Origin of the sequence: Natronococcus occultus SP4 (genome assembly GCF_000328685.1) — an archaeon.
GTDB lineage: Archaea > Halobacteriota > Halobacteria > Halobacteriales > Natrialbaceae > Natronococcus > Natronococcus occultus.
Genome location: NC_019974.1, coordinates 2554985 through 2577806 on the forward strand (window position 1 = coordinate 2554985; position 22822 = coordinate 2577806).

Annotated in this window: 23 protein-coding genes; 12 read left to right on the forward strand and 11 right to left on the reverse strand. The window is 66.6% G+C overall.

Annotated elements, in window-relative coordinates; genetic code table 11:
- Positions 1–51: 51 nt before the first annotated feature.
- Positions 52–1209, forward strand: coding sequence for an MFS transporter (locus NATOC_RS12755; RefSeq protein ID WP_015321859.1), 1158 nt, complete (start codon positions 52–54; stop codon positions 1207–1209).
- Positions 1210–1282: 73 nt separating this feature from the next.
- Here the strand turns inward: NATOC_RS12755 and NATOC_RS12760 are convergent, their stop codons facing one another.
- Both NATOC_RS12760 and NATOC_RS12765 read right to left on the reverse strand, forming a co-directional pair.
- A complete protein-coding gene (locus NATOC_RS12760; protein ID WP_015321860.1) occupies positions 1283–1771 on the reverse strand; it encodes a hypothetical protein in 489 nt (162 codons plus the stop codon).
- A gap of 99 nt (positions 1772–1870) precedes the next feature.
- Complete coding sequence (locus NATOC_RS12765; protein WP_015321861.1) at positions 1871–2764, reverse strand: glycosyltransferase; 894 nt, start codon at positions 2762–2764, stop codon at positions 1871–1873.
- 58 nt (positions 2765–2822) lie between these two features.
- Between NATOC_RS12765 and NATOC_RS12770 the strand changes: the two genes are divergently transcribed.
- Positions 2823–3812: a glycosyltransferase family 2 protein gene (locus tag NATOC_RS12770; RefSeq protein ID WP_245549642.1), complete on the forward strand. Its 990-nt coding sequence runs from the start codon at positions 2823–2825 to the stop codon at positions 3810–3812.
- Here the strand turns inward: NATOC_RS12770 and NATOC_RS12775 are convergent.
- The 3 genes from NATOC_RS12775 to NATOC_RS12785 all read right to left on the reverse strand — a co-directional run bounded on the left by NATOC_RS12775 (position 3755) and on the right by NATOC_RS12785 (position 6755).
- On the reverse strand, positions 3755–4486 hold the full coding sequence (locus NATOC_RS12775) for a hypothetical protein (RefSeq protein WP_015321863.1): 732 nt from the start codon (positions 4484–4486) through the stop codon (positions 3755–3757). The genes NATOC_RS12770 and NATOC_RS12775 overlap by 58 nt on opposite strands.
- A gap of 24 nt (positions 4487–4510) precedes the next feature.
- Complete coding sequence (locus NATOC_RS12780; protein WP_015321864.1) at positions 4511–5374, reverse strand: hypothetical protein; 864 nt, start codon at positions 5372–5374, stop codon at positions 4511–4513.
- Between the two features lie 109 nt (positions 5375–5483).
- The gene (locus NATOC_RS12785) at positions 5484–6755 is read right to left on the reverse strand and encodes an RNA-guided endonuclease InsQ/TnpB family protein (RefSeq protein ID WP_015321865.1); all 1272 of its coding nucleotides are present in this window, start codon (positions 6753–6755) and stop codon (positions 5484–5486) included.
- Positions 6756–7088: 333 nt separating this feature from the next.
- Between NATOC_RS12785 and NATOC_RS12790 the strand changes: the two genes are divergently transcribed.
- From NATOC_RS12790 to aglJ, 3 genes are all read left to right on the forward strand, one after another.
- Positions 7089–7913, forward strand: a complete 825-nt coding sequence (locus NATOC_RS12790; RefSeq protein WP_174299199.1) for a hypothetical protein — start codon at positions 7089–7091, stop codon at positions 7911–7913.
- A gap of 925 nt (positions 7914–8838) precedes the next feature.
- Positions 8839–10224, forward strand: coding sequence for an AAA family ATPase (locus NATOC_RS12795; RefSeq protein WP_015321867.1), 1386 nt, complete (start codon positions 8839–8841; stop codon positions 10222–10224).
- 63 nt (positions 10225–10287) lie between these two features.
- Complete coding sequence (gene aglJ / locus NATOC_RS12800; RefSeq protein WP_015321868.1) at positions 10288–11292, forward strand: S-layer glycoprotein N-glycosyltransferase AglJ; 1005 nt, start codon at positions 10288–10290, stop codon at positions 11290–11292.
- Here the strand turns inward: aglJ and NATOC_RS12805 are convergent.
- Positions 11289–11618 carry a DUF5789 family protein gene (locus tag NATOC_RS12805; protein ID WP_015321869.1) on the reverse strand — a complete coding sequence of 110 codons (330 nt, stop codon included), beginning with the start codon at positions 11616–11618 and terminating at the stop codon, positions 11289–11291. The genes aglJ and NATOC_RS12805 overlap by 4 nt on opposite strands.
- 200 nt (positions 11619–11818) lie before the next feature.
- Here NATOC_RS12805 and NATOC_RS12810 point away from each other — a divergent pair, with 200 nt between their 5' ends.
- The gene (locus tag NATOC_RS12810; RefSeq protein ID WP_015321870.1) at positions 11819–12028 is read left to right on the forward strand and encodes a ribbon-helix-helix domain-containing protein; all 210 of its coding nucleotides are present in this window, start codon (positions 11819–11821) and stop codon (positions 12026–12028) included.
- Between the two features lie 2 nt (positions 12029–12030).
- Here NATOC_RS12810 and NATOC_RS12815 read toward each other — a convergent pair whose 3' ends face one another.
- Positions 12031–12459 (reverse strand): hypothetical protein, encoded by a 429-nt coding sequence (locus NATOC_RS12815; protein WP_015321871.1) that lies wholly within the window; start codon positions 12457–12459, stop codon positions 12031–12033.
- 46 nt (positions 12460–12505) lie between these two features.
- Positions 12506–13189, reverse strand: coding sequence for a hypothetical protein (locus NATOC_RS12820; RefSeq protein ID WP_015321872.1), 684 nt, complete (start codon positions 13187–13189; stop codon positions 12506–12508).
- A 169-nt stretch (positions 13190–13358) separates the two neighbouring features.
- Between NATOC_RS12820 and NATOC_RS12825 the strand changes: the two genes are divergently transcribed.
- From NATOC_RS12825 to NATOC_RS12835, 3 genes are all read left to right on the forward strand, one after another.
- Positions 13359–14063 carry a VOC family protein gene (locus tag NATOC_RS12825; RefSeq protein ID WP_015321873.1) on the forward strand — a complete coding sequence of 235 codons (705 nt, stop codon included), beginning with the start codon at positions 13359–13361 and terminating at the stop codon, positions 14061–14063.
- Between the two features lie 34 nt (positions 14064–14097).
- Positions 14098–14388 (forward strand): HalOD1 output domain-containing protein, encoded by a 291-nt coding sequence (locus NATOC_RS12830; protein WP_015321874.1) that lies wholly within the window; start codon positions 14098–14100, stop codon positions 14386–14388.
- A gap of 76 nt (positions 14389–14464) precedes the next feature.
- Positions 14465–15658: a threonine synthase gene (locus NATOC_RS12835; protein ID WP_015321875.1), complete on the forward strand. Its 1194-nt coding sequence runs from the start codon at positions 14465–14467 to the stop codon at positions 15656–15658.
- A gap of 27 nt (positions 15659–15685) precedes the next feature.
- Here NATOC_RS12835 and NATOC_RS12840 read toward each other — a convergent pair whose 3' ends face one another.
- Positions 15686–18307, reverse strand: coding sequence for a PAS domain S-box protein (locus NATOC_RS12840; RefSeq protein WP_015321876.1), 2622 nt, complete (start codon positions 18305–18307; stop codon positions 15686–15688).
- A gap of 147 nt (positions 18308–18454) precedes the next feature.
- On the opposite strand from NATOC_RS12840, the gene NATOC_RS12845 reads away from it, so the two are divergent.
- Positions 18455–19153 carry a phosphoglycerol geranylgeranyltransferase gene (locus NATOC_RS12845; protein ID WP_015321877.1) on the forward strand — a complete coding sequence of 233 codons (699 nt, stop codon included), beginning with the start codon at positions 18455–18457 and terminating at the stop codon, positions 19151–19153.
- Positions 19154–19160: 7 nt separating this feature from the next.
- On the opposite strand, the gene NATOC_RS12850 is transcribed toward NATOC_RS12845, so the two are convergent.
- Positions 19161–19841, reverse strand: coding sequence for a DUF4336 domain-containing protein (locus tag NATOC_RS12850; protein ID WP_015321878.1), 681 nt, complete (start codon positions 19839–19841; stop codon positions 19161–19163).
- 115 nt (positions 19842–19956) lie between these two features.
- Here NATOC_RS12850 and NATOC_RS12855 point away from each other — a divergent pair, with 115 nt between their 5' ends.
- Positions 19957–20403 (forward strand): hypothetical protein, encoded by a 447-nt coding sequence (locus NATOC_RS12855; protein WP_015321879.1) that lies wholly within the window; start codon positions 19957–19959, stop codon positions 20401–20403.
- A 49-nt stretch (positions 20404–20452) separates the two neighbouring features.
- Here NATOC_RS12855 and NATOC_RS12860 read toward each other — a convergent pair whose 3' ends face one another.
- Positions 20453–21244 (reverse strand): SIR2 family NAD-dependent protein deacylase, encoded by a 792-nt coding sequence (locus NATOC_RS12860; RefSeq protein WP_015321880.1) that lies wholly within the window; start codon positions 21242–21244, stop codon positions 20453–20455.
- Between the two features lie 99 nt (positions 21245–21343).
- On the opposite strand from NATOC_RS12860, the gene NATOC_RS12865 reads away from it, so the two are divergent.
- Positions 21344–22693, forward strand: a complete 1350-nt coding sequence (locus NATOC_RS12865) for a cytochrome P450 (RefSeq protein WP_015321881.1) — start codon at positions 21344–21346, stop codon at positions 22691–22693.
- Positions 22694–22822: the final 129 nt, after the last annotated feature.

The window sequence follows — 22822 nt, forward strand, 5'->3', positions numbered from 1 at the left end:
ATCTCGCGCCGACTTCGGAACGTTTGAGACGACCCGTTAGAAACACCGACCGTGACTCGCGCCCGACTGTTCGCCTCGCTTTGCGGACTCGTCTTCCTGGTCAACCTCGCCAGGATCGTCTTCGCGCCGCTGCTTGACGTCTTCATCGCCGAGTTCGGGATCGGCGAGGCGACCGCCGGCCTCATCGTGACCCTCGCCTGGATCGGCAGCGCCTCGCCGCGGCTTCCGACCGGGTGGATCCTCACGAAGGTCCCTCGCCACTACGTCGTCCTCGTGTCGGGGCTTGTCCTCGCGGGCTCCTCGGCGCTCGCCGCGACCGCGACGACGGTCGAGCACCTCATGGTCGGGGCCTTCCTCATGGGGATCGCCTCCGGGATCTACTTCGTCTCGGCGAACCCGCTGTTGAGCGAGCTCTACCCGACCCGCATCGGTCGGATCATCGGCATCCACGGCGCGGCCAGCCAGGTCGCCGCGGTGATCGCCGCACCGTTCGTCGCGCTCACGCTGCTGGTCGACTGGCGGCTCTCGCTGTGGGCGATCGCGGTCGGCGCGGCGGCGATCACGATCTACACGTGGTTCGCGGCGAGAGACGCCGAACTCCCGACCGCTGGGGAAGCCGATCGGGACTTCGTCGCCGGCGCGCTCTCGGAGTGGAAGCTGATCGTGACCGCGCTGGCGATCGTCGGCGCGGCGTCGTTCGTCTGGCAGGGACTGTTCAACTTCTACGAGCTGTACATGCAGTCGAAGGGGCTCTCGGACTGGATGGCAGGGATGATGCTGACGATCATCTTCGCCGCGGGCGTCCCCGCCTTCTTCTTCGGGGGCGACCTGGCCGACAGGTTCCCCCACGTCCCGTACCTGCTCGGAATCGTCGGCGCGTTCGCCGGCAGCCTCTTCGTGCTGACGCGGGTGGAGGGGCTGCTCGGACTGATCGTCCTCTCGACCGTCATCGGGCTCGTCATCCACGCTCTCTTCCCCGCGATCGACACCTACCTCCTCGATACGCTACCGGACTCGACGCGGGGCAGCGCCTACGCCGTCTTCAGCTCCTCGTGGATGCTGATGCAGGCGCTTGGCTCGTCGGCCGTCGGCTCGCTCGTCGAGGCCGGGTTCGCGTACGACACCGTATTCGCCAGCGGCGCACTCGTGCTTGGCGCGACGGTCGTCGTCCTGATCGTCCTCGAGCGGGCGGGGCTGTTGCCCGGATAGCGCTGCACGGCACCGCGGTCGGGCGAGCCGAAGTGACGCCCCGACGGGTCGGACACGGCGTCGGCTCGCGTACTCAGTCGCCCCCGCCGTACCGGACGTCGACCCAGGCTACCGCTTCGGTCTCCGGATCGGCGAGCGGGACCTCGTCGACGAGGCTCGTGCGGACACACTCCTCCCAGGCCTCGACGGCGGTCTCGTGGTACTCCGCGATGGTCGCCTCGTCGACCTCCTCGCCGCGGTCGCTGCGGGCGATCGAACGCGACTCCGCTCGCGATGGGGCCGGGATCAGGGTGTGCTCCGGGTCGTACTCGCCGCGGACGTCGACGAACGCCGCCGGACCGAGATCGACCGTAGTGGGATCCGCGTCCGAGCGGTCCGCTCCGGTCATGGCGACCGACGGGATCGCCGTCATCCTCGCCTCGAACGGCGACGAGACGCGAAGGACGCCGCGCTCGTCGTCGCCGGCGTCGCGGTCGCGTTTGAACGCGTCGATAACGTCTTCGGGGTCGACGACGAGGGTCTCGATTCGTTCGACCGTCGATCGGGGCTCGGCGGTTGTCATCTATCACGAGACGCGTTCCGAAGCGAGTTATAGGCGTGGGTTGGCACAGTTCCCGTCGCCGAGGACGCGGCCCGGACGTCTCGCCCCGAGCGCCGACGGTCAGTCCTCGAGGTCGGGGATCCCGCCCGACCCGCTCGTGCGGTCGCCCGCGAGGTACTCTCGGTAGTAGCCGACGCCGCGAACGCCGGTGAGCGCGGTCTCGAGGACGCGAAAGGCGCGTCGCTCTCGGGCGTCGAGGTCTGGGTCTGGCTGTTTGACGCCGGAGGGACGGGGCGGAACGCCGGGTCGGCCGTACCGGGCGGGGTGGTACCGCTGGAGCTGGCAGAGCCCCCGGCCGATGCGGAGGTCCTTCCGGACGAGCGCGCCGAGCGTGTCCCGGACGGGGTGAAACATCGTGACCTCGGGCGCGAAATGGAGGTCGTACCCCGCCTCGGCGACCCGGTTGCCGAACTCCTTGTCACCCCCGGAGGTGAGCCGATGATCGAAGAGCCCGACATCGGCGAAGACCTCGCGGCGAACGAACAGACAGCAGGTCGGCGCGAAGCGCTGGTGTTCGAGGTAGTGACCGACCGGAAACCCGGAGTGGTGGTCGTAGCGGGCCGCGAGCGAGGGATCGTCGGGAAGCGTGAGCTCGACGGCACAGCCCATGTAGTCGGCCTCCGCGACCCGGAAGGCGTCGAGGGAGTCCTCGAGCCACCCCTCGGATACGGTCATGTCCGCGTCGATGAACGCGAGGACGTCGCCGTCGCTGTGTCGCACGCCGGCATTACGGGCGGCGTAGGAGGACTGGATTCCGTCCTCGCACAGGACGGTGCCGCCGAGTCGGTCCGGAACGTAGCGCTTGGCGCGCTCGCGGGTGCCGTCGGTCGAGCCGTTGTCGACGACCGTGTGCTCCCAGTCGACGCTCGTCGAGAGGGTCGCGAGCGAGTCGACCGTCTCGCGGAGCCCCGGGAAGTCGTCGTAGACGGGCGTGATGATCGAGACGGTCGTCATCGGGTTCGTTTAGCAGTACGTCCTGGCGATCAAAAGGGCTTTCATCTCGGGGCCGCGAGTGGGGGCAACGCAGATGGCCGCGGTCAGCATCGTTATTCCGACGTACAACCGCGCCTCGGTCGTCGGCCGGGCGATCGACAGCGCGCTCGCACAGACCTGCGACGACCTCGAGGTGATCGTGGTCGACGACGGTTCGACCGACGGAACCGCCGCGGTTCTGGAGTCGTACGGCGACGACCGGCTGGTGGTCCTCGAGACGGGCGCGAACAGCGGGGCGAACGCGGCCCGAAACCGCGGGATCGAACGCGCGAGCGGCGAGTTCGTCTCCTTTCTGGACTCGGACGACGAGCTGGCGCCGACCCACCTCGAGCGCGTCCTCGAGGCGTTCCGAACGGGATCGGACCGCGTCGGCGGCGTCTACACCTCCTACCGGAAGCGACGGGACGGAGAGGTCTACGACCTGATCCGCGCCCGGAACCGGGTGACGCTCGCCGATCTCGGCCGGGGAAACCCGATCGGGAGCTTCTCGGCGACGACGTTCCGGGCGGACGTCTTCGACGCTGTCGGCCCCCTCGACGAGGAGCTGCCCGCAGTACAGGACTACGAGTTCTACCTCCGCGTGCTCGCGTCGTCGGCGTTCGACGAGATCCGCGGCGTACCCGAGGTCCTCCTCGATCGACACACCGACGGCGAGCGGATCGGAACCGACCCCCGACGGAAGGTCGCGGGGTACCGCCGGGTCCTCGAGCGCCACGGCGAGCACGTCGATCGGCGACGACGGGCCGAGTTCGCGGCCAACGTCGCGATCATCTACGCGGAGAACGGCCAGCGGAAGCCGGCGGCCGCCTACCTCAAGGGCGCGCTGGCGATCGATCCCGGGAACGTTCGCTACCACTGCTACTACTGGGCGGCGAGTATCAGCTGCGGAGCGTTGCTGGCCGTCCTCGGCGCGAAGAGCCGGCTCGCGGTGGTGGCGAACCGACTCGAGGGCTACCGCTTCAGGTTCTCGGGTCGTGACCGCTCGCCCGGAAAGAGCAGTTTCCGGTGACGGACCGTGATCAGCACGGGCACCGACTCCAGTTCGAGCAGTTTCGCGATCGCGAGCCTGTGGCGGCCGTTCTCGTGCCACCGGAGCTCGCCGTTTCGTCCCGCGTAGACGACGATCTCGTTTAACGGGTGGCCGCCGAGCTCGCGCTGGGTGCTGTACCCCTCGGTCGCGATCGTCTCGTACAGCGCGTCGAACCGCTCGAGCTTGTTCAACAGCTTCCGCTCGCTCCAGTCAGACGCCGGCGAACGGCGGTGGCGCTCGACGAACGCCGTCTCGGCCCAGGGGACGTCCTCGCGGAAGTGTTGCTCGAACAGCCGGTACTCGGAGAGGTCGGTAAACGGCACGGCCGACAGATCCCACTCGCCGCCACGAACGGCGCCGATCCCGTCCCGCCCCTGTGTCGGAACGTTGGGCCGTTCGAAGTGGGAGTCGTCGGTCTCGTCGGGGACCAGCTCGGCGACGACGTACTCGATGTCGGCGGGATCAACCCACGTGAGCTGCAGCGGGTCGGCGTCGACGTGGCGGTTCCGGAGCTCGAGTTCGCGGGTTCGGATCGCCCCGTACGCGGCGGTCCGCTCGAGGCGCCATCGGAGGTGGGCGATCGCCTCGTCGGCGACGGCGCCCGCGCCGTCGCGCCGCCAGGTTTCTTTCACTCGCTCGAGGAGATATGACATACCGGAAGTTCCGAGCAGCGCCAGTTAATCGTACTGGGTTGATCGGGTCGGCTCCCGCCAACCCTCGGGGACGATGGTCCGAAGATCCGGGTGGTTGAGGTGAGATCGGGCCCGGTCGCTCAGCTCGTCGGGACTCGAGGTGGCACGGAGCTCGTCTCTGATCGCCTGCCAGTCGGCGTGTCTGACCCGCACTGTGACCGGGATCTCGTCGACCTCGAGGAGCTTCGCGATCGCGAGCCGATGAAAGCCGGCCCCCTTCTTGACCAGCTCGCCGTCGCGGTAGACGTTGACGCCGACCTCCTGGACGGCCGGGTGGACCGCGTCGGTGTTCGCGTCGCGGGGGTCGGCGTCCTCGCTCGCGAGCAGCTCCCGCTGGGAGCGATACCCGTCCTCGGCGACCGTCTCGTAGAGCGCGTCGATCTCCCGAAAGTACACCTCGAGCTCGGCCTCGGTCGAACACCGCCAGTACGGATCGCCTCGCTCGAGACGGTCACGGTACTCGGCGTACAGCTCGGTCTCCCCCCAGTCGGCCCCCTCGAGAAATCGGGCCTCGAGCGAGCGGTAGACCGTCGTCTCCTCGAACCGTCCCTCTGGCTCGTCCCAGTCGCCGTCGAGGACGCGACCGAGCCGCCAGGGGTCATCGCTCCCGTGGTAGTACTCGATCTCGTCGGGATCGACCCGGATCGGCCGGGCCGGGTTCGCGTCGCTCATCCTCGACAACAGCCGACTGCGGACCTCGAACGCGAACTCGAGCGCCCACACCGGCAGCCACTGGACGAGCTCCCGGCGCCAGACGAGCGTCGTCCAGCCGAACCTGATCGAGCGCCACAGCAGCGACGAGAGACCGTCCTCGCGGAGTATCCGGCGAGACCTGCGTATGAGATTCACGGTATCCGGTTTCCTCGCATATTAGTAATAGCGTCCTCACGTTAAATCAGTGGATCCGACGTCAACCGCCTCGGGGTCAAGCCCCGAGGCTTGTCAGTGGACTCCCGTTCTATCCGCGCAAGGCGGAAGGCGTGTACTCGCCGTTCACGTTCAACGTCCCTGACTCGAGGGCCAGTTGACTGGTGGCCCATCCACCGCGAGACTTCTGCCCGCGATGGATATACCCGCAGTATCGTTTCGCAATGTTCTTCGCCGCGTTGTAATCCGCGTTCACCTCATACCCACAGTCCTGACACGCGAACTCTTTGTCGTCGCGGTTGTCCTCGTGGGTAAACCCACAGTGCGAACACCGCTGACTCGTGTACGCAGGATTCACCGTATCCACGAACAACGCCGTGGATTCAACCTTGTACTCCACGAGTTCCACGAACTTCGCATACGTCCACTGCTGGAACTTCGACTCGTTCGCAATGTTCTCGCGGATGTGGTCAAGGTTTTCAAAAATAATGCCGTCTACATCCGTGGCTTGGGCTTCCGCAATGAGGTCGTTGGCGCGGTTGTGGAGCCAGTCCAGCGACCAATCCGAGAACCGACTGCCGATGGACTGAATCGTGAGGTGAGCGGACCGTGTACCCGTCTGTTGCAGGCGGGCACGGCGTTTCTCGTACTGGTCGCGTTTGTGGGTGAGGTAGTCCGCACTGCCGATGAACTTTCCCGTGGAGGTGACGGCGAACGCGCCAGTCACGTTCAGGTCAACACCGAGAACCACTCCGTTCTCGGCACCATCATCGTCGTGACTGGCTTCTTGGCGTTCCGTTCTGTCAACCGTGTAGTCGGGGTTCTTCAGCGTGACGTGCAGGTAGAACGTGTCATCCTGCTCGTCATACTGGAGCGTGGCGCTCGACGCATCCCAGTCGTCACTCTCGTAATACCTGCCGAACGGCGTGTCTTCGCGTTCGTCCTCGGGTGGGAGGACGTACTCAGTGGTGACTCTGCCGTTCGGCGTGGACAGCGTGGCGTGATCATCGTTGAACGACGCAGACCGTTTGTCGTAGACGACGCTCCACGAGTCAAACTCTGGTTGACTCGTCTGTTCGCCTTGCTGCAGTTTTTCGACGCCTGCATCGACGGCTTCGATGGCGCGGCGGATGCCTTTCTGGACGAGGTTGGCGGTGAGGTCGGTTTCCTCACGCAACTCGTCGTACAGGGAATTTTCGGCTTTGCTCTTGCTGGTGACACAGTAGTCGTCGTAGCGCCACGCCCACTCGCTGGTGCGGTTGGCGCAGTGCAGGAATTGGCTTTTGGTTTGATGGAGGTCGCCACGACGCTCTTCGGACACGTCGAGCTTGATTGGAATAGTGCGTCGTGGCGCGTCGTCCATCTATGGTTCACATTTACAATTGTTGTCTAATAAAAATTTACGTGTGGGGAGGGGAGTCGGCCCTGTCAGCGAGCGTGGTGGGTTTCATCGAGTGTCGGCTTCCTCCCCGACCTCAAGGATCGGGGCATCCGCCTCGTACTGCCTGTGAACGCTGTCATTGCGGAGCTGTTCGTGACGGGATCAGTCGTCGTCGACTCGCAGAGTCGGGCCGTAGCAACGGGAGCGACTGATGAGTTCGGTCTCGGATACCAGTTGCTCGGATTTGCAGTTCTGACCGGTATCTGGCGAAAGATCCGGATGCTCTATCAGTTCGGGGGAGTTCGGTGCGTCCTCGTGGAAACGTACAGCTACCTGGTCGACAACGCGTTCGGCTACTGGTGGGCGATCCGTCACCGGGACGCGAGCGAGGAACCACGCGAGTCGGACTGTCCGACGATCGTCGAGATCGATCCCGACGACCTCCGCTACCAGTCGTCGTTTCGAAAGGCTCACTTTCCGACCAAGGACGGAGATACGACGCACTCGCCCGTCCACGACGAGCCGATCGTCGGCGTCCTCGGGGGTCGCTGGGACCGGTTCCGGACCGAGTGGTCGGAGACGCGGATTCACCGGTCGCTCGAGGCACGGTTCGCCGGCGGAAAATCCTGGACGGAGACGGCCAAGTACCAGTACGCGGTCTGCAAGATCGAGAACGGGCTCGAGGACTGGCGGTCGTCGTCGATCGACGACCTCGGGCAGCGGTGTGCCGACCTCGAAGCGCTGTACGAGTCGATGGCCGATGAGGGGTACGTCCCACAGACCGAACTGCTCGAGCGCGAGGACGCCGGCGAGCAACTGAAGACCGAAACGGCCGCGATGAAGCCGATCCACGGCACCGACTACCCACACGAGGCGCGCGTCGGGATCGGTCGGAACGGCGAGCTGATCCGGTTTGGCGCCGGCAAACACCGCCTCTCGATCGCGAAGCTGCTGGACCTCGACTCCGTGCCCGTCGTTGTGGTCGTTCGCCACGAACGGTGGGCGGCGATCCGCGAGTGCTTCGCGACGGCGGACTCGCTCGAGGACGTCCCCGAACGCTACCGCGAGTTCACAGACCATCCCGACGTTCGGTCGCTCGACGAACGGGAGCCGGCCCCCGGGATCGAGGCGAACCGATAGGGCCTCGCCGGGGACGTCCTCGTCGTCTCGACGGACCGATCGGAGTCGACCACTGGGACCGAACACCCCCACACCGGATTTCAGATGAAATCGATCGAACGAGGGGTGGGGGAGAGGGTGGTGGCCTCGGCGGTCGAATGAGACCAAACCGGCGCATAAACGAATTAGATGGACTTAGAGAGATTCTCGATGGTGCTGTACCTCTTACTGCTACGTTACTTTCTGAACTCTATTATATATCTTACTCTAGCAGTAATCTAGTAGTAGTAGTGTAGTGAGAGAATCCATCTTCAGGCTCCTGCAGGCACGAAGTGATATACCGCTGCCTTTCTCCTGGTATCTTTATATTAGACGCTGGCTGCCTGGCGTGAGAACGCAACCCACGACGCGTTCGGCTCGCTCGCGATCGATCCGATTCGCTCACGAGCGGGTCAGTTCGCTCACAGGGTACGTCGCGAAACCGATCACCCGCCGTCCTCGGTTTGCGGGCCGACACCGGGTTTCAGATGAAATCGATCTTTCAGACCCTGACGAACTCGATATCTATGGCCTGAGGTTCTTCTCCCGAATCGTTCCGCCCGGTTTGCAACTACCTACCTCTCTCGCTTCCGTCCGGTTTAGGACTGTTCGACCGCCCGGATCCGACCTCCTCCTCGCAGCGCTCGTCTCCCACCCTCCTCCCGTTTCGGGCATTTCATCTGAAATCCGGTGTGGGTGTGGTGGAGGTGGTGCCCTGCTCTCGCCCATTTCATCTGAAATCCGGTGTGGGTGGGGACGAACCGCGCTCACGCATTTCATCTGAAATCCGGTGTGAGAGTCGCACCCAGTGTGCCGACGGCCCATCTCCAGCGGTCGGGACCACTCCCCGGTTACCCACCACTCGTGGAGGGAAAGACCTAAGGAAAATTCATCTGAAAGACGGTGTATGCCTTTGCACGCGGAGGGGACGGGGACGCTCGGCGAGTACGCCGCCGAGCACGGCGCGGTCGCCCACTCTCGCTCCAAGTCTCGCGACGATCCGCTCTCGGTGTTAGACGAAGAAGACCGGATCTTCGCGAACGAGGACCTGCTGCGGATCGACCACGTCCCCGACCAGAACAAGATCGTCGGCCGGAACAACCAGATCGAGACCGTCGCCCGACGGCTCAAGCCGACGATCACCGGCGGAACGGGCAAGGGGACGTTGCTGCTCGGGAAGTCGGGCTCCGGAAAGACGCTGGTCACCCGCTACGTCAGCCGCGAGGTCGTCGGCCGCGGCCGGGAGAACGACGTCCGGATCGGGCGGGCGGTGATCGACTGCGCCCAGCGTCGCTCGGAGGTCCAGACCGTGATTCACCTCGCAAAGAGCCTGAACGAACCCGAGAAGACCGGGATCACGATCCCCCACTCCGGGATCGCAACGGGGGCGTACTACGATCGGCTTTGGTCGGTCATCGACGAACTGTACGACGCGATCATCGTGGTCTTAGACGAGATCGACCGCCTCGCACCCCCTGACGACGTCGAGAACGTCCCGCCCGAGGAGGCCGACGACAGCAAACTCCTCATGCAACTCTCACGGGCGGGCGAGGAGAACGACGTCGACGCGAGCATCACCGTCATCGGAATCAGCAACGACCTGAAGTACGGCGATCGGCTCGACACCCGCGTCGAGAGCTCCTTTTCGCCCGACGAGATCGTCTTCCCGGCCTACGACGCCAACCAGCTCGGTGACATCCTCGAGCGGCGCCGCGACGCCTACCGCGAGGACGTCCTGACCGACGACGTCATCCCACTGTGTTCGGCGTTTTCCGCCCAGGAACACGGCGACGCGCGCCGGGCGATCGACCTCTTCCGGCTCGCCGGCGAGGTCGCAAGGGACAACGACGCCGCCCAGGTCACGGAGAATCACGTCCGGGTCGCGAACGACGACGCCGAGGTGACCCGGATCCAGGATCTCATTCGGGGCTGTCCCACGCAGGCGAAGATCGCGATCGCGGCGCTTGCGACCATGGACGAGTTCTCCGACCGCTCGGCGTTCAAGGCCACCGAGATGTATCGGGTCTACCGCGCGTTCGCCGAGGCGATCGACGCCAACGTCCTCGGAAAGAAACGCATCACCGACCAGCTGCGGGAGTACGAGACGCTGAAGATCATCACTATGACCCGAACCAGCGACGGCTACCGCGAGGGGACCTACCTCCAGCTATCGCTGCTCGACGATTCGAGTCTCCTGCTCCAGACGATCGGACTCGACGAACGCTGTGCGAACATTCCGATCGACGGACGGATGCGCCAACGGATCCGTTCGATCGTCGGATCGTCGCACTGACGGACTATTTTGAGACAAGAATGACCGATATATTTTTCATAGACTGGAAGAAAAACTCTGGCAATGGAGCATGACGGGGTCCGCGCGGAGACGCTCGAGCGGGAGGGCGTCCTGTCGATGAGCGAGCGCACGCGCGATATTGCGGCCGAGGACGTCTGCGTGCTCATCCCGACGTTAAACGAGGCGGCGACGATCGGTGACGTCATCGACGGCTTCCGCGAGCAGGGCTATTTCAACGTAGTCGTCGTCGACGGCGACTCCGACGACGAGACCCGGGAGATCGCCCGCGAGCACGGAGCACAGGTGTTCACACAGGCGGGTAACGGGAAGGGACAGGCCGTTCGAGAGACCCTCGAGTACGTCTCCGTTCCGTACGTGTTGATGGTCGACGGCGACGGCACCTACGATCCGGCCGACGCCGACCGCATGCTGGAGCCCCTCTCCCGTGGGTACGAACACGTCATCGGGAACCGCTTCGCGGAGATGGACGATGACGCGATGGCTGCCCTGAACGGGTTCGGGAACCGGCTAATCAACCGCTCGTTCCGGCTGATCCACGGTGCGGCCTACGAGGACATCCTCTCGGGGTACCGGGCGTTTACGACCGACTCGTTCGAGCGGCTCTCGCTCGATTCCGACGGGTTCACGATCGAGACCGAACTCGCCGTCGAGTGTGTGAAACACGGGATCGACACGACCGTCGTTCCGATCAGCTACAGCGCCCGTCCCGAGGACTCGGAGACGAACCTCCACCCGCTGAAAGACGGCGGAACGATCGTGCTGGCGCTGTACTCGCTGGCGAAGACGAACAACCCGCTGTTTTACTTCGGGAGTCTCGGTGCGGCGAGTATCGCCTCCGGCGGCGTCGTCGCGTCGTACGTCCTCTGGCAGTGGATCCAGTACCAGCAGGGCCACGAGATCCTGGCGGTCGTCTCGGCGGCGGCTATTCTGCTCGGGGTACAGCTGCTCATGTTCGGCGTGCTCTCGGATATGCTCGTGACGCTGCATCGCGAACAGCGCCGACGGCTCGAGCAGATCACACGCGAAGAACGCAGACGCGACGACTAGAACGGAAGCATCGACCGGACCTGCTGGACGACGCCGTTCGAGTGCTGGCGGCGGTACTCCTCGAAGGGCTCGTGGAGCGCGTTCAGAAGCTGCTGGCGCGAGTCGAACTGCTCCTGGCTCGTCTCCGCGAGTATCTCTCCGAGAGGGACGTCGTTTCCGTGGACGTCGTACGGGATCCGCTCGTGGCCGAGCTCGGCGTTGACGTCGTCTTTGGTCGCCGGAAACGTAAGCTCGGACTCTCGGAGGCGAGCGTCGAGGGCGGCGATGCCGAAATCGACGCTCTCCGGTTCGTCGTCGTCGTCGTTCGATGGTGGCCGGACTCCCATACGCGGTACGTAGTACGCCACATATCAAAACCGCTGCGGAGACGCTCGCCGAATCGCTCCGTGGTCTCGTCCGCGTGCCGATCCTCGACGAGCATACCGGAGGGCTGTGACGAGCCGCGGTCACCGTCCTCGACGGACTCCGGTGTTGCTTCCCCCGCCGGCGGCGATACGTCTTTGGGGCCCGCGCCGGAGTATTCGATATGGCCGAGTACACGACGGTTTCGATCCCGAAAGATCTGGCCGACCGCGTCGACGAGACGATCGAGGGGACGAGCTTCCAGAGCACCAGCGACCTGGTTCGGTTCCTGCTGCGCAGTATCGTCATCCAGCACCAGCGACAGGGCGAACTGACGGAGGCCGAGTTCGAGGAGATCACCGAACAGCTCCGCGGGCTGGGCTACCTCGAGTAGCGTTACTCCCGATCGCGGAGCGATCCCTCCGGCGCGCGGGCCTCGAGGATCTCGAGGGGCTGGCGTTCGCCGAAGCGATCGAAGGCGCCGAACGACGCCTCGTCGATCTCCCAGGGCGGGACCGCGACGAAGATCACTTCCGCGAGATCGTCGCGTTTGGTCACCTCCAGCTCCCTGACGGGGTGGGAGACGAACTGCCCCTGAGCCTGTCGAGCGGGCGTCGAGAGGTCGACGCCGAACACCGAGTTGACCGCGTTCCCGGGATCAGGGAGGAAAAAGTCCGTGAAGACCGGCGTCTCGGGGGGAAGCCCCGTGTCGCCGTCGAGCTCTCCTGCAGGCGTCACCGAGACGCCGGTTCGAACCCGGTCCGGATCGGCGTCGCTGGCCAGCTCGAGCAACACCTCGACCAGGGCGCGGGTAGCGTAGACCACGTTACCAGTACGCACGCCCGATAGTTAGCTGTATGCCCTGGCAGTACTAGAACGGCAACAGCTTTCGGCCCGCCTTGGCGTACAACAGCGGCGCCCGAGTTCGCGACCGAGAGAGGGCCGTTTCGAGGGCCGTCGTCGCGTCGGTCATGACACCACGGCCGTGGCCGACCAGCACTCGATCGGGGGCGAGGTCGTCCAGGGCGTCCCGGGGCGGTATCGCCCGCCGCATCGGGTGGACGCCGAGGCGCTCGCCCCCGGCGAGAAAGTAGTCGGCGGTGCCGACGGATTCGGGAACGACCAGCGTCCCGCCGTCGGGGTCGTAGAGCGCGACCTCCTGCCAGAACCGGCTATCGACGACCGTTCGAGCCGTGACCCCCGTATCGGCGAGCTCGTCGCCGAACCGAACGACTGGCGCCTCGAGCTCCTCGGAGACCCCATCGAAAAAGGCGGGGAGGTAGACCGGGACGTCGTGGCGGTCGGCGACGTCCGCGGCGTCGCGTTTGTGCCGATCGAGCGCGACGACGACGCCCCGAACCTCGCCCAGCTCCGCGAACAGATCGTCGATTCCGGGTGCGTCGACGGGGTCGATCACCCAGAGCTCGCCGTCCAACTCGAGGACGTGGCTGGCCCGCTGCATCTCCTCGTCGGGGTGGGCGATCCAGCCGACGCCGCCGTCGAACCGGTCGATCTCGGCGAACTCGGTCGCGCGCTCGTCGACGCGAAATGGCATACCCGAGGGTACGATCGCTCCGCTCATAAACCTGGACGAACCCGCCGATTCCGCCGGTTCGACGCCGCGCTCGCCGACGGGTCGACTCTCGGACAGCCGACCCGTCGCGCTCACGTCGCTACCCACCTACGGCGACGCTTCTATGCTCTCGCCCCGAGTATGAGCACCCATGCTCACCGGCCTCTCCCGGCTCGCGCTCGAGGTCAAGTACCTCGAGCCCGCACGGCAGTTCTACGCCGAGACGCTGTCGCTTCCCGTCCGCGAGGACGGCGCCGACGAGTGCGTCCTCGCCGCGGGCGAGACCGGCCTCGTGCTCCGGCGTCCCGAGTCGGTACCCCGCGGCGGGCTTCACACCCACTACGCGCTCTCGATCCCCGCCGCGGAGTACGACGAGTGGTGGGACCGATTGAGCGCCGACTACGACCTCGAGGAGGCCCGGTTCGGCCCCTCGCGATCGCTGTACCTCTACGACCCCGACGGCAACTGCGTCGAGCTCGGCCAGCGCGACGTCGCTGGACCGGGGATCGACGGGCTCTTCGAGGTCGTTCTCGAGGTCGAGTCGATCGACCGCGCCCGGGAGTTCTACGAGGCGCTCGGCTTCCGAACCGTCGACGTCGGCGACGACCGCAAGCGGGTTCGGCTGGACGGCCCGATGGCCCTCGAGCTGTGGGAGCCCCACCTCGGGATCGCCGACGGCCGCGGCGGCGTCCACGTCGACCTCGGGTTTGAAACCGAGGACCCGGCTGCGGTCCGCGAGGCGATCGGCGACCGCGTCGACCGGGTCGAGCGCGAGACCGACGACGAGCTCGTGGTCCGGGACCCCGACTGTCACTGGCTGACGTTCCGCCGGTCCGGGCCTGCAGCTGAACGGTGAAGTTCCTTCGTTCCGGTCGTCGGAGCACTCGAGTATGCCCGATCGACCACGAGGCGAGGACGGCGACGTCGTCTACCGAACGTTCGACGTCGACGAGGCGGATCCGAACGTGAGCGTCGCCCGGACCGTCGCCGAGCTCGAGGACGTCGATACCAACGACCTGCCGCCGCTGTACGACTGCATCGACCACGTCCTCGAACACATCTTCTCCGATCCACCCGCCCCTGCTGCGGAGACCGAGATCACCTTCTCCTACGAGGGGTACCGGATCACCGTCGAGCAGGACGGCAGCGCCGTCTTCAGAAAGCAAGGGAAACGGGAGTAGCGTCCCCGATTCGGCCGCGGCCGATCGCTTGCCGTCCGATGAACAACCCTTAGTCGAGGGCCGCGAACACTCCCGTATGGAGACGACAGCCGCCTTCACCGGCCTCGAGTGCGTCGACTGCGGCGCGACCGCCGACGCCGACGCGGAGAGCCATCGGTGTCCGGACTGCGGAGGGATCCTCGATCCGAGCTACGACTACGACGCCGTCGACCTCGACCACGACGTCCTCGGCGCGCGGCCGTTCGACTCGCTGTGGCGCTACGAGGAGCTGCTCCCGTTTTCCCGAGAGTCGGCCGTAACGATGGACGAGGGGGCGACGCCGCTGGTCGAATGTCCGACTCTGGCCGACGAGCTTGGGGTCGGCCGACTGCTGATCAAAGACGAGGGACGGAACCCGACGGGGACGTTCAAGGACCGAGGACAGACCGTTGCCGTGACGGCTGCCGACGGGCACGGCGCGAGCGAGGTGGCGCTGGCCTCGGCGGGCAACGCGGGCCAGGCCGCCGCAGCGTACGCCGGACGGGCGGGGATGGAGTCCCACGTTTACGTCCCTTCCCGATCGGGCTTTACGAACAAGGCGATGATCAACGTCCACGGCGGCGACATGAACGTCGTCGGCGGACGGATCGGCGAGGCCGTCGCGGCCTTCGAGGAAGGCCTTGCGGAGCACGACGACTGGTACTCTCTCCAGACGTTCGCCACACCCTACCGCCACGAGGGGAAGAAGACGATGTTCTACGAGATCGCCGAACAGCTCGAGTGGGAGAGCCCCGACGTGATCTCGTATCCCACGGGTGGCGGGGTCGGACTCGTCGGAATGTACAAGGCCGCCCGCGAGTTCGAGCGCCTCGGCCTGACCGACGCGGTGCCGTCCTTTTACGCCGCCCAGGCGTCGGGCTGTGCGCCGATCGTCGACGCCTTCGAGGACGGGCGGGACGTCCACGAGCCGGTCGAACACCCGGACACGATCTGCGGCGGCATCGAGATCCCCGACCCCGGCGCGAGCCCGTGGATCCTCGAGGCGATCCGCGAGAGCGACGGGGGCGCCGTCGCGACCGACGATCCCGAAATCCTCGAGGCCGCTATCGCGGTGGCCAAGCGGGAGGGCCTCGAGATGGCGCCGACCTGTGCCGCGGCGGTCAGCGGCCTCTTCGAACTCGCCGATCGGGGCGCCTTCGACGGCGACGAGACGGTCGTCGCGGTCAACACCGGGACGGGGAACAAGGAGGCCGACGTCCTTCGCAGCCACCTGATGAGCAAGGGCGTCTGAACGCCTGCCGGCACCGTTCTGGGACCCTCACGTCTCGTCGACGGCGGGCAACGTAAAGGTAAACGTCGACCCCTTCCCGGGCTCGGAGTCGGCCCACATCTCCCCGCCGTGGCGCTCGACGATCCGTCGACACAGCGCCAGCCCGATCCCCGAGCCCGCGTACTCCTCGTGGGTGTGCAGGCGGTGGAACACCTCGAAGATGCGCTCGGTCTCCTCGGGATCGATTCCGATCCCCTCGTCGTGGACCGAGATCCGCCACTGCGCCCCGTGGCGTTCGCTCGAAACCCGCACCTCCGGCGTGCCCTCCCGGGAGTAGGTGAACGCGTTCGAGAGAACGTTCCGGAACAGCTGCCGGAGCTGTTGACGATCGCCTTCGACGCGGGGCAGCGGCTCCGCGTCGATCTCGGCGCCGCTCTCTTTGATTCGACCGCGAAGTTCGCTGCAGGCGTCGTCGAGGACGTCCCCGAGGTCGACGGGCTCGAGGGGTTCGCCCGCGGTCTCGATCCGGGAGTACGCCAGCAGGCCGTCGATCATCTCGCGCATCCGGTCGGCGCCGTCGACGGCGTACGCGAGGAACTCCTCGCCGTCCTCGTCGAGCCGATCGCCGTAGCGCTGGTCGATCAGCCGGAGGTAGCTCGAGACCATCCGCAGGGGCTCCTGGAGGTCGTGGCTGGCGGCGTAGGCGAACTGCTCGAGCCGTTCGTTGGAGGTCTCGAGTTTCTCGATGGTCTCCTCGAGCTTGCGCTGGTACTCGCGGCGCTCGGTGACGTCGGTCTGGGTCACCACGCCGCGGCTGATCTCGCCTCGTTCGTTCCTGACGGGCATCCCGTGGCTCATGACGATCCGACGGTCGCCGTCGGCCGTCTCGATCTCGTGAACGTCGGGATCGGTAACCTCCTCGCCCTCGAGGACGCGGGCGAGGGTCCACTCCTCGGGTTCGATCGGCTCGCCGGTGTCGGCCCACCAGCCGTCGTAACGGTCGTACTCCGCGACCGACTCGGCGTCGAAGACGTCGCCACCCCACAGCTCCCGGGCAGTCTCGTTCGCCTCGATGAGCCGGCCGTCGGCGTCGGCGACGACGACTCCGACCGGCAGCAGCTCGAACAGCGTCTCGAGCTGGCGCTTGTGGGTCGCGAGCTGGCGCTCGGCGCGCTTGCGGTCGGTGATGTCGGCGACTGCTCCGGGAAACGTCAGCGGCGTTCCGTCGTCGTCACACTCGACGTGGCCGCGGGCGACGATCCAGCGCAACTCGCCGTCGGCGTCGCGGACGCGGTACTCCTCCTCGTACTCCCCGCAGCTCTCGAGGGCCGCCTCGATGCTCCGTTCGACGCGGTCGCGGTCCGCCGGGTGGATCGAGGAAACGAACCGCTCGAGGGAGACGCCCTCGCGAGCGTCCTCGGGATCGACGCCGAACGTCTTGGCGAAGGCGGCGCCGGCGACGAACCGATCCTCCTGGACGTGCCACTCCCAGGTGCCGACCGCGCCGGCTTCCGTCGCGGCCTCGAGCTGGGCGTTCGCGTCCCGGAGGGTGCGCTCGCGTTCTTTCTGTCCAGTGATATCCTGGGCCATCGTCAGCCCGGCAGCCACGTTCCCGTCGTCGTCGGTGATCGGCGCCACGCGGACGAGCCACGTTCGGCCCGCCTGCTCGAATTCGGTCCGTCGTTCCGCTCCCTCGAGCGCCCGCTGGTAGACGGGACCGAGCGTCGACGCGACCGATTCCTCCCAGACCTCCCGGTAGTGAGTTCCCTCGAGGTCGTCCGGCTCGACGGGGAGCCGATCGAACCCCCGTCCCGCGGCCAGTGTGTACTCGCCGTCGTGATCGAACAGGGCGACGATCCCGTTCGGGAACTGCTCGGCGAGGCTGCGGTACCGACGTTCGGATGCCGCCAGTTTGCGCTCGCGCTCGACCTGTTCGGTGACGTCCCGGAAGTACACCGACAGCCCCGCCTCGGTCGGGTAGACGTCCATCTGGGCCCAGATGCCAAGCGCCTCGGAGTAGCGCTCGAACGAGAGCGGTTTCTTCGTCGCCATCACGGTCCGGAACCGCTCCTCGAGATGGGAGTCGACGAGCTCCGGAAACGCCTCCCAGATCGACGACCCGAACAGTTCGTCGTCGGTCCGACCGAGCAGCTCGGCGGCACGGTCGTTGACGTACGTGAACCGCCAGTCCGAATCGAGGGCGTAGAAGGCGTCCGACACCCGTTCGAACACCGCGTCGAGCTCTGCCGAGAGCTGATCGACCTGCCGTTCGAGCCGCCGATCACGGCTCGAGCCGCCGTCGTCGAACGCGGCGTCGGTCGGGAGCCGAACGATACAGACCGCGCCGCGATCCTCACCGTCCTCGACCAGCGTCTCGAGGCGAACGGCACAGTCGACGGTTCGTCCGTCGGTCGTCTCGATCGCGGTCGGCCGTTCCGAGTCGTCTCCCCACTCACGGACGTCCTCGCCGTCGGCGAACAGCGCGGACGCGGAAGTCTCGAGCAGACGGCCCCGCGAGTAGCCGGTGATCTCGAGGACGTCGTCGGTGACCGCGACGATCCGATCCGCGGCGTCGAGCTGGATGACGCCACCGTCGAGGGCGTCGGCGACCGCCCGAAGTCGCTGTCGTTTGAGGGTCGCGTCCTCGGTCGATTCGACCCGATCGCTCATACGGTGGTCACCGTCCCCCAGGGAGAAAACAACCGCGATGCCAGACATGCGCTTTCGGTCCGCGAACGGCTTCCTCGACCAGTTGTCGGATCGCCGTCTCGTGGCCGTTTCGTAGCGTTTTTGCTGGTTGTCGGGAAACGGGGCGGTATGACTGCGCCCTGGACCGATTGGAACCACGTCCTCAAGCTCGACCCCGACAAGGAACTCCCCGAGGGGGTCACGTTCGGCGACCTCTGTGCGACCGGGACCGACGCGATCGAGATCGGGGGGACGATGGGGATGACCGAGGAGAACATGACGGCGGTGATCGAGGCCTGCGCCGAGCACGACGTTCCGCTCTACCAGGAGCCAGCCAACCCCAGCGTCGTCGTCGAGAACGACGCCCTCGACGGCTATCTCATCCCGACGGTGTTCAACGCCGGCTCGCCGTTCTGGATCACCGAGGCCCACAAGGAGTGGGTCCGGATCGGCGATATCGACTGGGAGCGGACGACGACCGAGGCCTACATCGTGATGAACCCCGAGGCCGACGTGGCGACGCTGACCGAAGCCGACTGCGACCTTGGAGCCGACGACGTCGAGGCCTACGCGAAAGTCGCCGAGCGGATGTTCGGCCAGGAGATCGTCTACCTCGAGTACTCCGGAACCCTCGGCGAGGAGTCGATCGTTGAGGCCGCCGGCGAGGGCGTCGAGGACGCGACGCTGTTCTACGGCGGCGGGATCCACGACTACGACTCCGCGTACGCGATGGCCCAGTACGCCGACGTGATCGTCGTCGGCGACCTTGCTCACGACGAGGGCGTCGACGCGCTCCGGGAGACCGTCGGGGCGGCCAACGACGCCTGATCGGCGGCTAGAGTATCCAGTCGAACCCCTCCGCCACGGCCCGTTTGCCGCCCGACTCGACGATCGCTCCGTGACCCGGGATCACCCGGTCGAACTCCCAGGCGAGGACGTCCCGGATCGATCGCCGGAATGTCGCCTCGTTGGCGATCGTGAGCCGAAACTCGATGGGCGGTCCGATCCGCCCGTAGACGCACAGGAGTCGCGCGACGAGCCGCGTCTGCAGCGGGCTGCGCTCGTCGATATGGAAGCCGACGTCGCCGAGGATCACCGTTTCGCTCGGGCGGTGGTAGAACGCGAGCTCGGTGAGCCAGCGGTGGCCCGTGATCGCGACCTGATCGATATCGGCGCTCCAGCGGGGGTCGGGCACGTCGCCGAGCGTTCCGTCGAACCGCAGATCGGGTCGGCGGGCCGCGAGCCCGGGCGCGGCGAGCAACTCGGCGTCGGGGTAGGCCTCGCGGTACTGTTCCATGTACAGGTGGCCGTGGAGCTTGCTCGCGGGCGCGACGAACCGGACGTCGCCGAGCTCGTCGAGGGCCGCCCGCAGCTCCGCCGTGAGCTCGGCGGGCGACTGGACGAACAGCCCGCCCGTCGAGAGTTCGATAACCGTCATGATGCGGCCGAGTTCCATGCCGAGAAACGCCAGCGGCTCCTCGTCGGTCCACAGCCGATCGTCCCGTTCGGTGAGCATCCGGGACGGCTACGACGGACGCCGTCATCAAACTCGGCCCCTCCGGCCCGATCGTTCCGACAGCTGATATCAAACAGCCGATAGGTTCTTGATCGAATCCGTTCAAGACCGACGCATGGAGGAACGATCCGACGCCGTCCGCTTCGGGATCGCCTTCGCGTTCGGCCTGCTCGTCCCCGCTGGACTAGCTGCGCTGCCCGCAGGCGGCGTCCCCGACGCGCTGGCGCCGCTGCTCTCGCTTGGCTGGTTCGTGGCGATTGGGATCGGCGCGGCGGCGCTGGGAAGCGTCCTCGGGCTGCCGACCGACGCCGTGGTGGGCGGGGGCGTCCTCGGATCGCTCGTCGGCTTCCGGGCGTTCGCGGCCCTGGTCGGCTGGAGCTTCGTCATGTTCGCGGTCGCGCCCCTCGCGATCCTGGCGCTGGTAGCGGGCGCGTGGCTCTCCTACGAGCGGGCCCGTCGGCGCGGCGACGCCACGGAGCCGACCTACGGGAGCTGGCGAGGGGTGTTCGCTGCGATCGCGTTCTGTCTGCTCGCGGTGTCGCTGCTGGTACTCGTCGCCTGACCGCTCGCGGCGCGGCCCGCGACGACGGCGGTTTCGACCGACCGACGGGCTACCCCTCGATCAGCTCCCGCAGCCGCGGTAACGCCTCGGCGACGTCCTCGCGGTGGACGACGGCAGCTGCCTCGTCACAGGACGTCGACTCGAGGTTGACGATACCGAGGGTCGCCCCGCTCGAGGACGCCTGCCGCGGCAGGGACGCTGCGGGCTCGACGGCCAGCGAGGATCCGATCGCCAGGAAGGCGTCGCTCTCGCGGGCCAGGGACCGGGCGCGCTGGATGACGGCGCCCGGCAGCTGTTCGCCGAAGAGGACGACGTCGGGTTTGAAGACGCCGCCGCAGCCACAGGTCGGCGGGAGCTCGCCGTCGGCGGCCCGCTCGAAGATCGGGTCGGCCTCGCGACGGCGTCCGCAGTCCGTACACCTGACACGACGCGCGTTGCCGTGGAGCTCGAGGACCGACTCCGCGGCCTCGACGCTCGGCTCGTCGACGTCGGCGTCCCGGACCACTGCGGCCGCGTCGGCGTGGAGCCCATCAGTGTTCTGGGTGCAGATCGCCTCGAGGTGGCCGTCCCGCTCGAGCGCGGCCAGGGCCTCGTGGCCCGCATTGGGCTCGTAGTCGCCGCCGAACATGGCCTCCTGGAGCTCGAGGCGATCCGCCCAGAACCCCTCAGGATCGCTCCGGAAGCGACCGTAGGTGAACTGTCCCTCGTCGAAGCGGTCCCAGACGCCGTCCTCGCCGCGGAAGGTCGGTATTCCCGACGGCGCCGAGATACCGGCGCCCGTGAGCGCGGCCGCGGTGTCGGCGTTCCGGATCGCCTCGGCGAGCGTCTCGATGTCGTCCATATAGGAGGAAGGGAGCGGATCGACAAAAGCGAGACGGGGCAGGGGTGACGAGTATCGGATACAAAGATAGGGGCCTTCGGCCCATCGGTCGAACTACTGATGCGAAACGACAGTTCCGCGACCGCCGACGGTCGTCCACCCGGCCCCGACGGTCTCCCCCTCGTCGGGAACCAGCTCGCCTTCCTCCGCGATCCGTACGGCTTCATGACCGAGAACGCCCGCGAGTACGGCGACATCGCCTACTGGGAGGACCCGATGGGTCCGGTTTACCAGCTCAACCACCCCGACTACATCGAGCAGGTGCTGGTCGGGAACAACCAGCACTACGTCAAGGGTGACCAGTTCCAGCACGTCCTCAGACCGATCACCGGAAACGGTATCCTCAACAGCGAGGGCGCGGTCTGGCGGCGGAACCGACACCTCATCCAGCCGGCGTTCAACCCCGACCGGATCGAGGAGTACGCCGGAATGATGGCCGCGTTCACCGAGGACGCGCTCGAGTCGTGGGCCGACGGGCAGACCCGACACTTCCACGAAGACATGATGGAGCTCACGCTGCGGATCGTTGCCCGGGCGCTGTTCGGGATCGACGTCGACGACCACGTCGACACGATCGGCGAGGCCCTCGAGGAGTTCATGCTCGCGAGCGAGAGCCTCTCGCACCTCGTCCTTCCCTCGGGGGTGCCGACGCCCTCTCGACGGCGGATCCGTCGCGCGCGCGAGAAGCTCGACGGCGTCATTTATCCGATGATCGAGGAACGACGGTCGAACCCGACCGAGCGGGACGTCATCTCGAAGCTGCTCGAGGTCACCGACGAGCGGGGGAACGGCCTCTCCGACGAGCAGATCCGCGACGAGGTCACGACGCTGCTGCTCGCGGGCCACGAGACGACCGCCCTGTCACTGACGTTTACCGCCCACCTGCTCGCGCGGAACCCGGCCGTCGAGGAGCGCCTCGTAGAGGAACTCGAAACCGAACTCGGCGGCGAGACGCCGACGATGGCCGACCTCCCGGATCTCACGTACACCGAGCGGGTGGTCACGGAGTCGATGCGGCTCTACCCGCCGGTTCCGGGAATCGTCCGCGAACCGGTCAAGCCCGACATCATCGGCGGCTACGAGATCCAGCCTGGGGCGACCGTTCAGATGCACCAGTGGGTCGTCCACCGCGACCCGCGCTGGTACGACGATCCGCTCGCCTTCCGTCCCGAGCGCTGGACCGACGAGATGGAGGCCGATCTACCGAAGCTGGCGTACTTCCCGTTCGCCGCGGGGCCCCGGCGGTGTATCGGCGATCGCTTCGCCACCCTCGAGGCCCGGCTCGTCCTCGCGACGATCTACCAGAACTACCACCTCGAACTCGTCCCCGGGACCGAGCAGCTGGACCTCATGGCGACGATCACCGCCCGTCCGAAACACGAGATCCCGATGACCGTCCGCGAGCGGTAGGGCGATCCCGATTCCGGAGCCCCGACTCTCGAACCCGTCGCTGCAACGCGGCCGACGATCGGATCGGAAGCGCGGTACTGACCGTACCCGAACCGCCGATCCGGAACGATTGCGCTTAAGTTCCGGCGA

Excerpts from the sequence above, each read along its gene's own strand:
- NATOC_RS12775 (WP_015321863.1), bottom strand. The coding sequence starts at position 4,486 with ATGTCATATCTCCTCGAGCGAGTGAAAGAAACCTGGCGGCGCGACGGC.
- NATOC_RS12830 (WP_015321874.1), top strand. The coding sequence starts at position 14,098 with ATGCCCGATCGACCACGAGGCGAGGACGGCGACGTCGTCTACCGAACG.
- NATOC_RS12845 (WP_015321877.1), top strand. The coding sequence starts at position 18,455 with ATGACTGCGCCCTGGACCGATTGGAACCACGTCCTCAAGCTCGACCCC.
- NATOC_RS12820 (WP_015321872.1), bottom strand. The coding sequence starts at position 13,189 with ATGCCATTTCGCGTCGACGAGCGCGCGACCGAGTTCGCCGAGATCGAC.
- NATOC_RS12860 (WP_015321880.1), bottom strand. The coding sequence starts at position 21,244 with ATGGACGACATCGAGACGCTCGCCGAGGCGATCCGGAACGCCGACACC.
- NATOC_RS12865 (WP_015321881.1), top strand. The coding sequence starts at position 21,344 with ATGCGAAACGACAGTTCCGCGACCGCCGACGGTCGTCCACCCGGCCCC.
- NATOC_RS12795 (WP_015321867.1), top strand. The coding sequence starts at position 8,839 with ATGCCTTTGCACGCGGAGGGGACGGGGACGCTCGGCGAGTACGCCGCC.
- NATOC_RS12825 (WP_015321873.1), top strand. The coding sequence starts at position 13,359 with ATGCTCACCGGCCTCTCCCGGCTCGCGCTCGAGGTCAAGTACCTCGAG.
- aglJ (WP_015321868.1), top strand. The coding sequence starts at position 10,288 with ATGGAGCATGACGGGGTCCGCGCGGAGACGCTCGAGCGGGAGGGCGTC.
- NATOC_RS12760 (WP_015321860.1), bottom strand. The coding sequence starts at position 1,771 with ATGACAACCGCCGAGCCCCGATCGACGGTCGAACGAATCGAGACCCTC.
- NATOC_RS12855 (WP_015321879.1), top strand. The coding sequence starts at position 19,957 with ATGGAGGAACGATCCGACGCCGTCCGCTTCGGGATCGCCTTCGCGTTC.
- NATOC_RS12805 (WP_015321869.1), bottom strand. The coding sequence starts at position 11,618 with ATGGGAGTCCGGCCACCATCGAACGACGACGACGACGAACCGGAGAGC.
- NATOC_RS12785 (WP_015321865.1), bottom strand. The coding sequence starts at position 6,755 with ATGGACGACGCGCCACGACGCACTATTCCAATCAAGCTCGACGTGTCC.
- NATOC_RS12765 (WP_015321861.1), bottom strand. The coding sequence starts at position 2,764 with ATGACGACCGTCTCGATCATCACGCCCGTCTACGACGACTTCCCGGGG.
- NATOC_RS12850 (WP_015321878.1), bottom strand. The coding sequence starts at position 19,841 with ATGCTCACCGAACGGGACGATCGGCTGTGGACCGACGAGGAGCCGCTG.
- NATOC_RS12835 (WP_015321875.1), top strand. The coding sequence starts at position 14,465 with ATGGAGACGACAGCCGCCTTCACCGGCCTCGAGTGCGTCGACTGCGGC.
- NATOC_RS12840 (WP_015321876.1), bottom strand. The coding sequence starts at position 18,307 with ATGAGCGATCGGGTCGAATCGACCGAGGACGCGACCCTCAAACGACAG.
- NATOC_RS12810 (WP_015321870.1), top strand. The coding sequence starts at position 11,819 with ATGGCCGAGTACACGACGGTTTCGATCCCGAAAGATCTGGCCGACCGC.